Source organism: Stieleria maiorica, assembly GCF_008035925.1.
In the GTDB taxonomy this organism is placed as follows: domain Bacteria; phylum Planctomycetota; class Planctomycetia; order Pirellulales; family Pirellulaceae; genus Stieleria; species Stieleria maiorica.
The window spans coordinates 2,150,014-2,165,736 of record NZ_CP036264.1 but is presented as its reverse complement, the minus strand read 5'-3'; the positions used below and the strand labels follow the sequence as shown (position 1 = coordinate 2,165,736).

Below are 15,723 nucleotides of genomic sequence, written 5' to 3'. Positions count from 1 at the left end.
CTTCGCAGCGAGCCCCTAGTGGACTCGAATCCAATGGTCGTGGAAGGTCAATCCCTGATCCAACTCGACCGCCGGCATGTGACAATCGACACATCCGGTTTCCGGTGACACGGGACAAACGACATGCCCGGCTGAATCGTGCCGGTGACAGTTGACGCACGTTTGCTCGTGCTGTGAGCGGTCGACCGTGTGGATCGATCGGTGCGGGTTGTGGCACGTCGTGCACCTTAATTCGCGCTTTGATTCTAAATAGCAGGCGCTTCGCACCATTCCGATCGGTTGAAATCGTGCCAAAAGCTGGGGGTAATCCCGGATCTGTTTTTCGCTGACGCTGCGCGGCAATCGGTGGCAATCACCGCAAAGTTGCAGCTCGGATTCGGCGTCCCAGGTCGATCGCCCGACCGAATACGGCGGCGGTGTCGATGATTCTCGGGCTGCACGGACATGTTCGCTTCCAGGCCCGTGGCACTTCTCGCAGTTGACGTTGGAAACCAAGTCGACGATCGATTCATCGACGATTTTTGCACTCGTCGTGTGGCAGTAAATGCAGCGTTGTAGCGGCTGGCCTCGTGACGAGTCACCGAAATACTCCAATGCATCGCGCGGCGTCTTGTTGGCATGTCCCGGCGTCAGCCCAAGCCGTTCTCCTGCATAGCAACTGACACGGTGTTCGATGCCTTCGGTTTGACCGTCGACCGACGTGGTCAGCGTCATCAAGGTTTGGGCGTTGTGCCCCGAACCCAACGCATACATCAGCGGGAATCGCTCCTGGTCGAATCGTTCCGGCATCGACACGAACAGACGCCCTTGGTCATCGGCGTGGTAATGGTAGGTCCCGAACGACTCCCCCGCGTCAAACGACCGGCCACCGAACGTGTCCGCGAGGTCGGTTTCGGAGACCCGATGAAAGGTCGAGGCGTGACCATGCTGGGCATGCAACGCGAAGTTTTCGGCATGACATTCGCGACAAACGTTGCGTCCGACCAAGACCGGTTCGGCGGCGCCCCCGTCGGCCACCGAGTTGTGCGACAACCGATCGGTGACGCGGCGATCCGAGGCGCGCCGTTGATCGTCAGCGATGTTGGTCACGTCAGGTTTGCCGCGAAACGCCGCCAGACCGATCAAGATCAAGCAGACGCCCGCGATCGGCAGGATCAAGACACGATTCACCCGTTTCACTCCTTGGAAGACAATCCCATCCATTGTACCCGTTCGCGCCAGACTCCGGACGCCATCACTAAGCTGCACCCCGTGATCGGGTTCAATCCGACCGATGAAGCGCCGAACATCCCAATTGTGCCGCGCGGCGATTCGACCGACAATCAATGGTCCGCCGCCAAACAAGCCTCCCGCTCCCGAGGAACCATCGATTGATTCAGCGACACCCTGCTCGGAGGTTTGTTTCGGCGTGCCTGTTTCTTGCGGCCATCGTTTCGGTGGGGTGTCAAAGAGATCAGACGCCGTCAGAACCCAACCGGCCTGCACCGGTGACATCCACCCCTGATCCGGCCGCCGCAGGTCTCCCGCCCGCCGCCAAACCTTCGCCCGCGTCGGAAATTTCACCCGCCGCGGCCGCCACTCCGGCACCGGATCCGGCTGCGTTGCACGCCGATGCGATGTCGGCACTGCAATCGGGCCAGGATGAGGTGGCCTATCAATTGGCACGGCAAGCATACAGGATCGCTCCCGATGATCCGCAGGTGGTGTTTTTGATGGCGATGGTGTTCGGGGATCGAAAGCGGTTCCCAGAAGCCATCCAAATGTTGGACGAACTTGCGGTCACGACACCCGAAGTTCGGTTGCCGGTGTTGGGGCAGACGGCCGAGTGGATGGTGCGGTTTGGGCAATTCGATCAGGCCGAACAACGCTACCGTGAATTGTTGCAGCAAGTCCCCGATGCCGCACTGGTGCACCGCAATTTGTCGCAGCTGCTATTGCGGCAAGGCCGGCGCAGCGAAGCGGCCGAGTACTTGAGTGTGCTCTGTTCCATCGGTGACATCATGGAAGATGAACTACGGGCCTTGCTGCGAATTTCACATCCGTTGGCCGGCGATGTCACGGATGAGGTGTTCGACCCGATCGGGACGTTGGGCCAGGCCCGGGTGGATGTCGCCCGCGGCGACCTTGCCGCGGCTCGAACTCGTTTGGAAGCGGTCCGGGAACGCAGCGAGGAGGAAGACGCATTGCTGGGCCGCATCTATGTCCAATTGGAGGATCACGCGGCGCTTCAGACATGGCGATCCGAGCAGACCGGATCCAGCGATCGGTACGCGGACGCCTGGTTGGCCAAGGGGGCCGCGGCGGCGGAGCAGGGCGATCACGTCACCGCCGTCCGCTGTTTCGCCGAATGTGTACTCCGTGACCCGACCGACGCCCCAGCGTATCGGATGATGAGCCGATCGTTGCGTGAAACGGGGGCAGAGTCCGAGGCGACCGCCCATCGGGCAGATTTAATCGAGCAAACGGTCGCAATCGGCGCCCGGATGGCAGCCCAAGAGACACGCGATGACGCCGCATTTTCGAAGCTGATCGAATTGTTGGATCAATTACATCGCCCACTGGAGTCACTTGCATGGCGCGGGATTCAACTCGCCTACTCCGTCGAAACGTCCGCGCGGTCCGAGTCGCAACCGCAACAGTTGCTCAATGAAGTCGCGACCGAACGCGCGAAATTACTGCGATCAAATCGAGCTCAAGCGTCGCGTCGATTCGTCCTCTGTGGCGTCGATCTGGATGCGTTCGATTGAGCAAGCCGGCGGATTCTTCGTTCGCTTCGCTCGAATCCATAGACGCCACGTTCTGACCTGAAGCCATCATGCAAGTGAAGACACCCTCCCTCTTTGAAGTCGTGTGGTTTTTGGAAATCACTCTCCTGGAAGGGAGGGTCGAGCGCAGCGAGGGGAGGGTCGATTCGTGGTGTTTGCGTCAATCCGAGCCACGGCGAACCCTCCCCGCGTCGAGCGTAGACTCCTCCGCGACCCTCCCTGGAAGGAGGTTCCCAAAACTGCGCGTCCTGATTCGGGTGAGGGTAATCGGACAGGCGTGTGCGGCCGGGATCGTCGTCGTTTTGACGAATCCTGCCCTAGAGTGAACCAGGAAAACACCCTTGCGATCCTCCCGCCGTTCTCTCGCCCACCTCACACTCACCGATGCTGGATCATTCGACGCCGCACCTCCATTCTCACGCCGGCCGATTGATGGACCAGGATGTCGAGTTACCGCAGGGAGAAACGATTGCGACGGTTCTGTGGCGTTACAAGTGGCTGATCGGCATTCTGCTGCCGCTCGGGACGCTGCTCGGGTATTGGGTCAATTGTCAGAAGCCGACGACCTATCGTGCGACGACAAAGTTGATGCTCAAAAGTGACACGCCACTCACGCTCGATACCGCAACCGGTGTCGTTCGCGGCGGGATTCCCAGCGGAAACTTGATGCAGTCGCTGATCAGTTCGGACGCGATTTCCGGACGCGTTGAACTGGACGACCAACTCCGCTCGATCCCCAAGCTTCGTGATCTGAGCGACGACCAATTTGTCGCGTTGGTGCGGGGCGGGATTCGATTCCAAACGATGACCGATTTAAAGGATTCACGCGACCGCATGATCGCGGCTCTCCACTTTGACGGGAACGATCCGCAAGTCTGTGTCGCCGCCGTCAACGCCGTTTGCGATGCGATCGGAGATCATTTCCAGGAAGAGCGCGAACAGCGAGTCAACGAATTCGAGCAACTCGTCAGTAGCGCCCAGGAAAAGCTGTTGCCGCAGCAAGCCGAATTGGAGGAATCCTACAAAGTGTTCCGCGAAGGCGCGCCGCTGGAATGGGATCCTGATGGGCAAGTCGTCAATCCGCATCGGCAACGCCAATTCCAACTGCAGGCGTTCCGCGACGAGCTGGAACAAAAGCAGCGGGAATTGGATTGCGAGTTACGATTCGCCGAGAGTATGAAACGCCGCCACAAGAACCCGTTGATGGTTGCGCTGATCATCGGACAGCTGAGCGATGTTTTCGAAGACTCGCGTTTGATGCTCAAGGGAGAATCGACGGCCGATCTGACGACCGATGATTTAGAACTGCAGAAAATCGAAGTGGAAAAGAAGCTGATTCCGTTGGAGATTCAGCGGGAGCAATTGGAACTGGCCTACGGGCGATCGCACCCGGAAGTCAAATCGATTGTGATGCAGATCGAAAGTTCGCAAAGCAAACTGAACGAATTGATCGGCCAGGTCGATCGACGTCGCAAAGAGCTTAGCGATCAGGGTCAGCGGATTGCCGGTGGGGAAGGATTCCAAAAGGCGCAATTGGCACGAGCCGGTGAAGCGGTCGACGCCTACATTCGCGGTTTGAGTGAACGGTTACGCGTGGCCAACGAAGACCTGGGCGTTATCGATCAAAAGATCAGCGTCGAAAAACAAGCCGCCGACGAGCTGAAGAAGTTTGAAGACACCGATGCCTCCTTCCGCCGGCGGATCGCCAGTATTCAAGGCATGTTGATCCAATTGGAACAGCAACTTGCCGCATTGGAATTGATCGACATCAATGGCGGAATCCTGGTCCAACCGCTGTTGGCGACCGGCAAAGCGCATCCGACGGGGCCAGATCTGAAGAAAGACTTGGCCGTGTTCGCGATGCTGGGGCTGGGGCTGAGCGGGTTGCTCGCGCTGCTGTTTGAAACCACTGCCAAAACCTTTCGCAGCGCCGATGCGATCGAGCGTGAGTTGCAATCGCCCGTGCTGACGCACATTCCCGTCGACGCCGCACGCGCCCCGAAACGAGGACCAGGGCCGACCGGCTCGATCGAGCAACTCGATTCGAAGCTCGCCGTGATCCATCGACCACACTCCCCGGCTGCCGAAGCCGTCCGTGCGGTTCGGACCGCGATGTTGCTGGACCGGCGACAAAACGACAGCAAGGTTTTTCAGATCACCAGCCCCTTGCCGGGGGACGGAAAAAGCACGCTGGCGGCCAACGTCGGTTGCTCCATCGCCCAATCCGGCAAACGCACCCTGCTGATCGACTTGGACCTGCGAAGCCCAAGGTTGTCGCTGCGTTTCAATCTGGATACCAACGTCGGATTGGCGAACGTGCTGAACGGAGAATTGCCGGCCGGCAGGGCGGTTCACCAAACCCCGATCGAGAACCTCGACATCCTGCCCTGCGGACCGCTGCCGGCCAATCCCGCCGAAGCGCTGACGCTGGCCGAACTGGCCGACGTCTTTCAGTGGGCTCGGGAAAACTACGACTTTATCATCGTCGATACCCCGCCGCTGTTGATGGTCAGCGATCCCGCGATCGTGACCACCTACGTCGACGCCGCCCTGCTGGTCATCCGAATCCGACGTCGCTGTCGCCCCAACGCGAAAGAAGCCGCCGCGATGCTGCGTTGGTCCGGTTCGCGAGTGATGGGTGTGGTCATCAACAAATTCACCGCGACCCACTCCACCGCCTCCTACCAGAGCAGCGCCAGCGGAAGCTACCAATCGATCGGTTATGGTTACGGCGATCGCTATCGGCGTCGGTATCAGCGTGAAGTCAACGCCCAAGACACCTACGTCGTCACCGGAACGAAGCACCTGGGACGCGTCGACAAAGTCAGCTCCGACGCCGCGGCCACGCTCGCTAAACCCCACCTGCGCACCGCCCAACCGACCGATTCCAACGCCTAGTATTCCGCCGCAGCTTCACTAGCGGGTGGCCGAAGCGTTCGGAGAGTCGCCGTGTTCTCCGAACTCGGCGTCCACGAAGCGAAGCCTTGCCATGCGCCGACCTCCGAGAGGACGGCGACTGTCCCGCCCAACCGAAAACCAAACTGTGGCGGACTACTGGTTTCTGCTGTATTTCACGTTCGAGCACCTCCATTGCGGCACGGGCTTTGCTTCGCTGACGGCCTTCACGGACAGCAGACGTTGCTGTCACGCGACGGATCGGCCGCGCCGCTGGCGATGGAGCCTCATCGGTCGATCCGGTCATCGCATCAAAATGTCGCTGAGGAGCTAACCAATGACGTTTTCCGACGAGAGCTACAACCTTCGAATCGAATTGGACACCAAAGGCTGTGAACTGTCGGCCGAAGAGATCGAAGACATGGAACTCGATCTGCACACCTTGCGAAACCTGGTGGCCGACTTCCCTGTGTCAGATCTGCACATCACGGTCGTGTACCACCAGAAGGCACGTGATTACCACGTCAAAACCAGTCTCGCACTCTCGGGGAAAACGCTCTTTACCGGCGAGCGTCACAGCAAGGTGCACCCGGCATTTGAAAGCTGTATCAGAAAACTGACCAAAAAGGTTCGCGCCTACAAACGCCAGATGCGAGTCGGCGAGGATGCGGAAAAACATGCGGCGGGAACCCGGCACGATGTCGCGCCGCTGGGCGAAATCAATCTCCCGGCCATCATTCGTGCCGTCGACGAGGATGATTACCATCGCTTCCGCCAAGAAATGGATGTGTTTGAGTCTTCGTTGGCATCGCGGATCAGCCATTGGATCGAGCGGTATCCGGATATCGGTTCGCGACTGGAACATCCGTTCCAGGTGTCGGACATCGTCGAAGAAGTGTTCCTTAACGCGTTCGACAGCTTCGCCCAACGCTCGCACGACATTTCGCCGGGACAGTGGCTGGAAAGCCTGATCGATCCCTCCGTCCAGGCCCTGCTGCAGTCCCCGGACGAAGAGTACGAACGGATTCAATTTGCCCGGATGGCTCTGATGGACTGAGTGCCCACCGACTAGCGCGCGGCAACGCACGCCTTTGTGAGCATCGCTACCGGAGGCGTGCTAATAGACACGCTGTTGCCCGGCCGACAAAGGCGAAACGGGAACCCCGCGTCGGGGTTAATTGGAGCGGACGAGACAGTGTTGGTCAAAAAATGGGGTGGTCAAAAAATCATTCCCAAGCCGCTCTCATTTTTTGACCCACTCATTTTTTGAGCAAACTCTCCCTTCAATGCGCGTCTCCTCGGCCGCCAACATCCAACGCGGCTGACTTTAACCCGTGAAACCGGAGGCGCGATCTTAACCGCCCCAAGGCCTGCCATCAGGTGGCAGGCGAACGGGGGGCGATGTGCCTGAGGCCCGGAAGGCCGGCAAAGTTCGTGACGCACGATCGATTAGAATCGGTGCCGTCGATCTGATGCTGATCTCAATGCGTTGTTTGCAGGGTTTTACGTCTCGATGGCTTCCGAACGTGACAACACGACTTCCTCGGCATCGGGGATCGATCTGGGACCTGCCGATCCCGGCAAATGGATTCCGCTGGAAAATGCCCGGGGCTGTGTGGGCGCTGCTGCTCGCATCACCCTCGCGTCGCGATTGGCCACGGTGCTGAACCATCTGCCGGGGGCCGGGGGACGCGACGAAGCATCGATCGAACATGTACATCAGCTGCGCGTCGGCACGCGCAGGGTGATCGCGGCGCTGGAGCTGTACCAGGACGTGATCCCACGCAAGCGGGCCCGATGGATGACGGCGCAGATGAAACGGATCCGCCGGATTGCCGGCGCCGCACGCGATCTGGATGTGCTGTTAATGCGTTATCGCGAAGCGAAACCGCGAAAGTACAAACGGCTGGCACTCCGTCTGGCCCCCCTGCGTCGCAAAGCCCGCAAGGGAATCATCGCGTTGAATCACAAACTGGTCGACGATGCTCGACTGGCCTGTCGCGCAAAGAAGACGCTCGAATCGATCGACTGTCAACCGAATTTGACCTTAGACGAATTTGCCAGATTGCAGTTCGCCGATCAGTCGCGGCGGTTCTTTAAGAGGGCGCGAGGTGATCTCAATTGCGTCGATCGTTTGCACCGATTTCGGATTCAAGCGAAGCGACTTCGCTACACCATCGAACTGCTCGGCGACGTCTTGCCCCCGGAGGTGCGATCGGAGATTTATCCCGTGGTTTGCAACGTCCAGGACATGCTAGGGGAATTGCATGACCACTGGATCGCCCGCGGAAGGATGAAGCGACTGGCACGCTGTGAGATCAAGCCACGCCGCGTCAAGCAATTCAAGTCACTGGCGAAGAAAGAACAGCGAATGATGGAAGAAACGCAGTTGAAGTTCCATGCCTGGTGGACGCCGGACTTTCGCGACGAGCTGGAGAAGTCGGTCCAGCAGATTCTGCGGGGTGTCTCACGGTAGCATCCGTCGAATCGCAGAATCGGCATCGGCAAGACGCGGAGTGGATGCCGCCGCTCCTGATGTCGGCCGCGCTAAAGTTGTGGGTTGCCACGAATCGAGCGGGACAGCGGCACTTCGACGTAGCTATGCTCGCCAGAGCGTGGCCCTGCTGGAATCCACCTTCTGGCGAAGGTCGCTACGTTTGACCTGTTCGTTCAGGTTTCGTCGCGTCGCGTGGCGCCGTCGGTCGAGCAGATCATCGGCGACCGATCGTGTGCGTGATCCTTCGGCTGGAGGTCGCGGTCCGTGATCGGTTTCTCTAACAACAAGCACGCCAACAGCGCGGCGCGTTCGGGCAGTTTGTCTTCGATGACGTGTTCGTTCAGCGCGTGCGCGCCGTCGCCGACCGCGCCCAGGCCGTCCAGCGTCGCGGTGTGCAGGCTGGTGTAGTTGCCGTCGGAGCCGCCGCCGGCGGCGGCTTCGTCGATTTCGATCCCCAACGCATCGGCGGCGGCTTGGGCGCGATGCCACAATGCTCGATTGCGCGGCGTCGGTTCCAACGGCGGTCGGCCGATCTTTCCGCTGACATTGATCTCTGTCCCGGGCACAGTTGGCTGAAGCGAGTGAATCGCCTGTTCAACCTGCCGTGCGATCGCTTCGGTCCGCACCCGCACGTCGACTTCGGCGCGGCTTTCGGCGGCGACCACGTTCGGCCGCACGCCGCCATCGATCGTCCCCACATTGACCGTGGTCCCGGCGTCGGGATCGTTGAGCGCGTGTAAGGCTTGGACGACGTGGGAAAGTTCCAAGATCGCGCTGATCCCCTTGTCCGGGTCCAGACCGGCATGGGCCGCCCGGCCGGTGATCGTGATCACAAAACGCCCGACGCCCTTGCGAGCCGTTTTCAGTCGTCCTTCCGGACCCAGCGAAGGCTCCATCACCATCGCGCGATCGACACCGCGAGCCAATCTCTCGATTCGCCACGCCGATTCGCTGCTGCCGATTTCTTCGTCCGAATTGATGAACATGACGGGGGTGACCGACGGAGACATCCCCAGTTCTTTCAGAGCACGCATCGCGAACAAGGCTTGAACGAGCCCGGCCTTCATGTCGTAGACGCCGGGGCCGTGCAGTCGACCGCTTCGCGACTGGACCGGCATCCGCTCGAGCGTCCCGATCGGCCAAACGGTGTCGCAGTGGCCCAACAGCAGTTGCCGGTGGCGATTGGGACGCGTCTGGGCGGGCATGGCCAACAGTTGGCCGCCGGAGGTCTTTCCTCGGTAGCGGCGACAGCGAAATCCGATCGCCTGTAATTCGCTCGCCAACAGATCGAAGACCGGCCCCTGGGTGCTCGGGTCGGCCGACGGCGATTCGATCAGCACCGCCTCGCGGACCAGGGCGACCATGGCATCCTGATGGGCGGTCAGCCAGTGGAAGATCTTTCCTGCGGTTGCCTGGTTCACGGTTCGGGGTCCCTGGTGATTTTTGATCCGGTTGTTGATTCGTCGAACGCTCCACCGGCCCTCCCTCTGTTTCGATTTCGACGCGGATGTTTCGAGCACGTCGCGAACCTAGTGCTTTGTTCCAATTCGATGTTCGTCTTGATGGTGGTCCGCAAGGTGCTTTGCATTTTTGGTACCTGCCCCGAATGGCACGGACTTAAGCCAATACACTGAGCCGTAGGCGCTAGCCTCGGGCCCTACCGCCGTGTTGAAGGCAAATCAAGGCCCGCGGCTAGCGCCGTCGGCTCACTAAGCGGCGTGCCATTGGGATCGACACTCACAGCATAGCGTTTTCGTGCGGGGGGCATCGCCGGATCGGCGGTCCATCGTCCCCTGCCACGCCGCAGCGAGCCAGCGACGTGAACCGATCGGTGATGGAGCCCGTAGCGTGACGGGGGAGGGTGGCAATTGAGTTTGCAACGTCATCGCGGCACAATATCGCGGAACGATGCGGCGGACCACGCGAGCCGTTGCCCGTGTTTTTCGTCTACGTTTGATGCCCCATCTCCGATCGTTGGCCTACCGAGATTGAACCGCCCCGCCCGTCTATCGACCCTCCGCGATGTTCTGCGGCGTTTTGGTGTCGATCGGGCGGTCTCGTATGCGATGGCGGCGCGGATGTGGCAGATCCCGTCGGGTGTGGTGACGACGGTCTTGATCGCCCTGTGTTTTCAAGCGGACGAACAAGGCGTCTATTACCTGATCTTGACCCTGACGGGACTGCAGGCACTCGCCGACGCGGGGTTAATCAACACGTTACTTCATGCGGCCAGCCACGAGACGGCAGGCGCACGGCTGGACCGATCCGGTTTTCTGCATGCCCCGCGGCGGGCGCGGCAGCGATTGTCGGCGATGGTGCGATTTGCGGCGGCCTGGTTCGGCATCGCCGCGTCGATTCTGGTCGTGATCGGCATCGTCGCGGGCGCCGTCCTGCTGACGCGTCAGCAGGAAATGCGTTCCGGGATGGCGCCGCTGGTCTCTGCGATGATTCTCTCGGGAATGGTCTTTGCACTCGCTCCGCTGGTCGCGTTTCTGGAAGGCTGCGATCAAGTTCGAACGGTCAACCGGTATCGGTTCGTCCAGACGGTGCTGGGCAGTTTCGTCGTCTGGGGCTGTCTGGCCAGCGGCGCGGGGTTGTGGACCGTGGCGGCATCCATTGCGACACAGCTGGCTTGTGAAGCGACGTTGATCGGCTGGCGTTACCGATGTTTTTTTTGCCAACTGATTCGGACACGGCCGGGTCAGTTTCGCTGGCGAGAAGAGATTTGGCCGTTGCAGTGGCGGATCGGGGTTCAATCGATGGTGCGTTACCTGGCGTTTCTTCCGATTCTGCCGGTGTTGTTTGACGCCCATGGTCCGGAGATTGCGGGGCGTTACGGCATGACCTGGCAAGTGATCAGCAGTTTGATGATGGTCGCTTATGTGTATGTCCGGACCCGGTCCCCCGCGTTCGGCCGCTTGATTGCCGAGCATCGGCGGGGGGAGTCGAACATGATTTTCAAGCGGGTCACGATCGGGTCGACCGTCTTGCTGTCGGCACTGGTGACCGGTTTCTGTGTTTCCCTGCTGTTGTTACAGGCCCTCGGCTGGCCGCTGACCGACCAACTGGTGGGGCGATTTCTGCCGATCACGGCCTGCGTTTGCTTCGCGATCGCGGTGATTCCGATGCATTTGACGCAGTGCTTTTCGATCTTCATTCGGTCGCAAAAATTCGATCCGATTTGGCGTGTCAGCCTGCCGAGCGGAATCGCGTTGGCGGTCTTGGCCTATTTTTCCGCACGATCGGGCCATCTGGAGTGGATCGCCGGGTCGATGACGCTCACGTTCGGTTGTTCCGCGATCGCCCTGGGGATGATGTGCCGCTGGTACAGTCGTCATTTCCAGCAGGTGGAGAATTCGGCGAAGTTGGGTTAAAATTGATCCTCCTGATCGGCTGATTCCCGTATCGCGATTCACGCCGATCGACGTCTTTCTTGTTCGCCGCTGTCGTGTTCGCCGCGGATCGGATTGATCGCCTTTGAGTATGAGCTAACGTTTTCTCGCTATCTCCTTTTGAACCCCTTTGCTGAACGCCCCTGAAACGAGCCGTCCCGGCGGACGCCGTGTGGACGCGTTCGGCCAGCCAACGGAATTTCCCAGATGACGCATCTCGTCCGCCCTGGTGCAACTGTTCGGATGATCGCGGCATTCGCAGCCGTCTGGTGCTCGATCACGGTCGTTTCTGATTCACGGGCATACACGCCGGACGACCCGACCGTCGTAAAGATGGTCGATCGCGGGATCAAATTTCTAGAGAACACCAAGGGAGCCACCCCCGGCGAAACGGTCCTGTGTGCCTACACGCACTTCAAGGTCGAGCACGACGAATCGAATCCTTTGGTCAAAAGCGGGATTGAAGAGGCGAAAAAATTCGCCGCCGAGGCGAGTCGGGGTGCCGGGCACAAGTCGCATTACGAATGTGCGGTGTCGGTCATGCTGTTGTGTGAAGTCAGCCCGAGTCGATTCCGGAACGAATTGGCAACCTTCAAACGTTTCTATGACGAGCACCAAAAGCCGCACGGCGGGTTCGGCTATCCCGAGGACCAGATGGGGGATGTCTCGCAGACGCAATACGCGATCCTTGCGATTTGGACGCTTGACCGAAACGGCTTCAAGATGGACTACAACCGGGTCAAAGGGGCGTTGGACTGGCTGATCGCTGTCCAGGACATCAACGGACCGTGGCCCTACCATGGAAAAGTCCCGGTGACCGGCGGATTGGCCCGACAGGCCAAAACGAGCATGTCGATGGCGTTGGCCGGCGCGGCCAGCTTGCTGATCGGCGGCGACGCGCTCCGCGTCTGGGGCGACACCTCGGCCGACGAGGATCCGGGGATTGTCGGTTTGCCCAAAGCCGTGAAGATTTACAAGGAAGACGTCAACGCCGAGCGACGAAAGACCGTCAAAATCCCTCCGCAACGATTGCTCGGGCCCTGTGAATACATGGAACGCTGGCGTCAGCAGAATCCGGAGACGTTTGGCGGCAACCTTTACTGGTACTTCTACACCGCTTACACGACCGAGCGGTATGAGAGCTTTCTGGAAATCGCCAAGGGGCTCAAGGCCGATAAAAGTCCGGCGTGGTACAACAATATCGTCTCCGAATTGATCAAGATGCAATCGGCCGAGAGCGGCGGTTGGGAAACACGCGCCCACACCAGTCCGGCGCTCAGCACGTCATTCGCGATCCTGTTCTTGATTCGCAGCACCCAAAAAGCGTTGGGCACCGGAGCCAGTGCGACAACGATCGGCGGGTACCAGTTCGGCGATGACGTCAGCAATGCGAAACTGGTCGGTGGAAAAGCGGTCACAAAGTCGCCGGCACAATCGGTCAACCAGATGCTGGAACTGCTCGAAAGCGACGGTGCCGACGACCTGGACGGCAAGGCGCTCGCCGACCGAGCCGTTTTGCCGACCGATCCGGTCGAACGATCGGCACAACTCGATCGACTTGAACGGCTGGTTCGCGGCAGCCGGTCCTGGCAAGCACGACGCGTTTCAGCTCGCTTGCTGGGGACCAGCGATGACCTGCGAGTCGTCCCGGCACTGATTTACGCACTCAGCGATCCCGACCACGCCGTCCGCGCCTATGCACGTGACGGGTTGCGATTCATCAGCCGCAAATTCGAAGGTTTCGGCATGCCCGATGAGCCGACCAACGCCGAGATTCGCCAAGCCCAACGGAAATGGCGCGAGTGGTACCTGACGATGAAACCGGGCTACGTCTTTTTGGACGAGATTTAACCGTCGGAGCCGCCGTCTTGCTGATTGCTGAAAACGCCGATGGATGGGCGCAGTGGCTGGATACCAGCGGCGTCGTTTTTTTGGCGATCCTGTTGGTCGTCGGCTGCCTGGTCGCTTGGGCCAGCAACCTGATCGCGTTGCCGGGGAATTGGATCTGCGTGTTGCTGCTGGCGCTATACGCTTGGCTGGGTCCGGCGTCGGGCCGCGTGGCGATCGGTTACGGACCTGTGCTGGCGGGATTCGGGTTGGCGTTGGTCGGTGAAGTGGTCGAGTTTCTCGCCGGCGCGGCCGGTGCCAAACGCGCCGGGGCGAGCCGCAAATCGACACTTTATTCGATCCTCGGCTCGATGGTCGGTGCGATGACCGGCGCGATCGTCGGTGTGCCCGTCCCCGTGGTCGGATCGGTCATCGCGGCGATCCTGTTCGGCGGGATCGGCGCGGCCGCCGGGGCGATGTACGGCGAGTGGACCGACGGCAGAACATGGAAAGAAAACTGGTCGGTCGGACATTCGACGTTTTGGGGCCGCACGTTCGGCACGCTGGGGAAAGTCGTCGCGGGGCTGTTCATTGTGATTCTGGTGATCGCATCACTCCTGAGCTAGGCTTCTGTCGGCGTCAAGATTTCGGGTTGCGTTTGTCGAGCGGAAAACGGGTCAAGTACCCTCGCTTCCTGATTGATCCGCCTTCCTCGATCAGGGTTTGCAATGTCCGATCCGAAATCGAAACGCTACTCCTCGGTCGTTTTGACGATGACCTACTGCGTCTACGCCGCGTCCTTCTTTCTTCCGGCAGGCAATTCTGGCGGCGGGTGCTTTTTGCATCGCGCTCGCTTTTCCACATCCGAAGAGCGACGCTTGCTACAATCTCCAGCCGCGGCGGTGAATCATCCCGCTCGACAGCCCCGCGATCGGTGGTGAGAAATCGAACATGATGACGACGGTGGAAATCCCTTCGCCCCTGCGGCAGTATTGCGACGGCGCGTCGGAGATCCGACTTTCGGGAGCCACCCCCAATGCCATTTTGAAGGCCATGGAGGAATCGCATCCCGAACTCCATCGTTGCGTCTGTAATGAGACCGGACGAGTCCGCCCGCACGTCAACCTGTTCATCAATTCGAACTTGATTCGTGGCGACGAACAATTCAACGAGACGCTCCAGCGGGGCGACGTGATCGGAATCTTTCAAGCCGTTTCTGGAGGTTAGCCATGGCCGACCGCATCGTGCTGTGTATCGGCACCAAAAAGGGCGTGTTCGTCGCCGAAGCGGCCGCAACGCGCGGCAGGTTTTCCCTGCGAGGCCCCTTCGGATCCGGCGTCGCCGTCTATTCGGCGTTGATCGATCGCCGAGGCACACCGCAGATTATTGCGTCCAGTTGCAACGCGTTCTTCGGCATGAAGTTGTTGCGGTCGACGAACCTGGGCAAAAGTTTCAAAGAAACGAAGTCGGCACCCGAGTTCCCTAAATCGGATGGCAGGGCACTGGCAAATATCTGGTCGCTCCAGACCGGCAACTCCAAGAAAGAACTGTGGTGTGGGGCCGAACCGGCATCATTGTTCCACAGCGAAGACGGCGGGAACTCGTGGGAAATGGTCCGCAGCATCAGCGATCATGAACACTCCCGCCAATGGCAACCGGGAAACGGCGGTCTGTGCCTGCACACGATCTTACGCGACGGGGACCGGATGCATCTGGGGATCTCCACCGGCGGACATTATTTAAGCGAAGACGGCGGTGAGACCTTCGTCGCATCCAACCAGGGCATCGGTGCCGGATTCGTGCCCGACCCTTTTCCGGAATTCGGCCAATGCGTTCACAAGATCGCCGGGCACAAGGACGCGCCGGGGCGGCTGTACATGCAGAATCACGGCGGATGGGACGATCGGCCCGGCATCGGTGTCTTGCGCAGCGACGACTACGGTCACTCCTGGTACTCCATCGCCGACGGGCTGCCCTCGGATTTCGGATTTCCGATCGTCGTTCATCCCCATGATCCCGACATCGTCTACGTCGTCCCGTTGGAGCCGATGACCCGCACCTGTCCCGGCGGAAAGCCGGCCGTTTGGCAGAGTCGTAACGGCGGACGCTCGTGGCGGCGACGCAATCGTGGGCTGCCCAAAAAAGACGGCTACTTCACCGTGCTCCGCGATGCGATGGACATCGACGAACTGAAGTCGCCGGCACTTTACTTCGGCACGACCACGGGCCAAGTCTGGATCGGCCGGGACGGCGGTGACCAGTGGCAGTGTCTGTTCGACTCCCTGCCACCGGTCAACTGCGTGAAGGTTGCGGTCGTGTAGTCGATCCCGATCCACCCGGGCGCGGT

The 15,723-nt window shown here is 60.1% G+C and carries 11 protein-coding genes; 9 read left to right on the top strand and 2 right to left on the bottom strand.

The window, feature by feature from the left end; all coding sequences use genetic code 11:
- Positions 1–15: 15 nt before the first annotated feature.
- A complete protein-coding gene (locus Mal15_RS07345; protein WP_233903330.1) occupies positions 16–1,170 on the bottom strand; it encodes a multiheme c-type cytochrome in 1,155 nt (384 codons plus the stop codon).
- Positions 1,171–1,487: 317 nt separating this feature from the next.
- Between Mal15_RS07345 and Mal15_RS07340 the strand changes: the two genes are divergently transcribed.
- From Mal15_RS07340 to Mal15_RS07325, 4 genes are all read left to right on the top strand, one after another.
- Positions 1,488–2,747 (top strand): tetratricopeptide repeat protein, encoded by a 1,260-nt coding sequence (locus Mal15_RS07340; RefSeq protein ID WP_147867162.1) that lies wholly within the window; start codon positions 1,488–1,490, stop codon positions 2,745–2,747.
- A 402-nt stretch (positions 2,748–3,149) separates the two neighbouring features.
- A complete protein-coding gene (locus Mal15_RS07335; RefSeq protein ID WP_147867161.1) occupies positions 3,150–5,663 on the top strand; it encodes a polysaccharide biosynthesis tyrosine autokinase in 2,514 nt (837 codons plus the stop codon).
- Between the two features lie 334 nt (positions 5,664–5,997).
- Positions 5,998–6,717: a hypothetical protein gene (locus Mal15_RS07330; protein WP_147867160.1), complete on the top strand. Its 720-nt coding sequence runs from the start codon at positions 5,998–6,000 to the stop codon at positions 6,715–6,717.
- A gap of 456 nt (positions 6,718–7,173) precedes the next feature.
- Positions 7,174–8,136 carry a CHAD domain-containing protein gene (locus Mal15_RS07325; protein WP_147867159.1) on the top strand — a complete coding sequence of 321 codons (963 nt, stop codon included), beginning with the start codon at positions 7,174–7,176 and terminating at the stop codon, positions 8,134–8,136.
- 194 nt (positions 8,137–8,330) lie between these two features.
- On the opposite strand, the gene Mal15_RS07320 is transcribed toward Mal15_RS07325, so the two are convergent.
- Positions 8,331–9,578, bottom strand: a complete 1,248-nt coding sequence (locus Mal15_RS07320; RefSeq protein WP_199773816.1) for a M20 family metallopeptidase — start codon at positions 9,576–9,578, stop codon at positions 8,331–8,333.
- Positions 9,579–10,145: 567 nt separating this feature from the next.
- Here Mal15_RS07320 and Mal15_RS07315 point away from each other — a divergent pair.
- From Mal15_RS07315 to Mal15_RS07295, 5 genes are all read left to right on the top strand, one after another.
- Positions 10,146–11,531, top strand: a complete 1,386-nt coding sequence (locus Mal15_RS07315) for a polysaccharide biosynthesis protein (RefSeq protein ID WP_147867158.1) — start codon at positions 10,146–10,148, stop codon at positions 11,529–11,531.
- A 225-nt stretch (positions 11,532–11,756) separates the two neighbouring features.
- Complete coding sequence (locus Mal15_RS07310) at positions 11,757–13,400, top strand: hypothetical protein (RefSeq protein ID WP_233903329.1); 1,644 nt, start codon at positions 11,757–11,759, stop codon at positions 13,398–13,400.
- Positions 13,401–13,417: 17 nt separating this feature from the next.
- Positions 13,418–14,002, top strand: a complete 585-nt coding sequence (locus tag Mal15_RS07305; RefSeq protein WP_233903328.1) for a DUF456 family protein — start codon at positions 13,418–13,420, stop codon at positions 14,000–14,002.
- Positions 14,003–14,327: 325 nt separating this feature from the next.
- Entirely contained in the window at positions 14,328–14,603 is a 276-nt protein-coding gene (locus Mal15_RS07300) for a MoaD/ThiS family protein (protein WP_147867156.1), read from the top strand.
- Positions 14,604–14,605: 2 nt separating this feature from the next.
- A complete protein-coding gene (locus tag Mal15_RS07295) occupies positions 14,606–15,697 on the top strand; it encodes a WD40/YVTN/BNR-like repeat-containing protein (RefSeq protein WP_147867155.1) in 1,092 nt (363 codons plus the stop codon).
- The last annotated feature ends 26 nt before the right edge of the window (positions 15,698–15,723 follow it).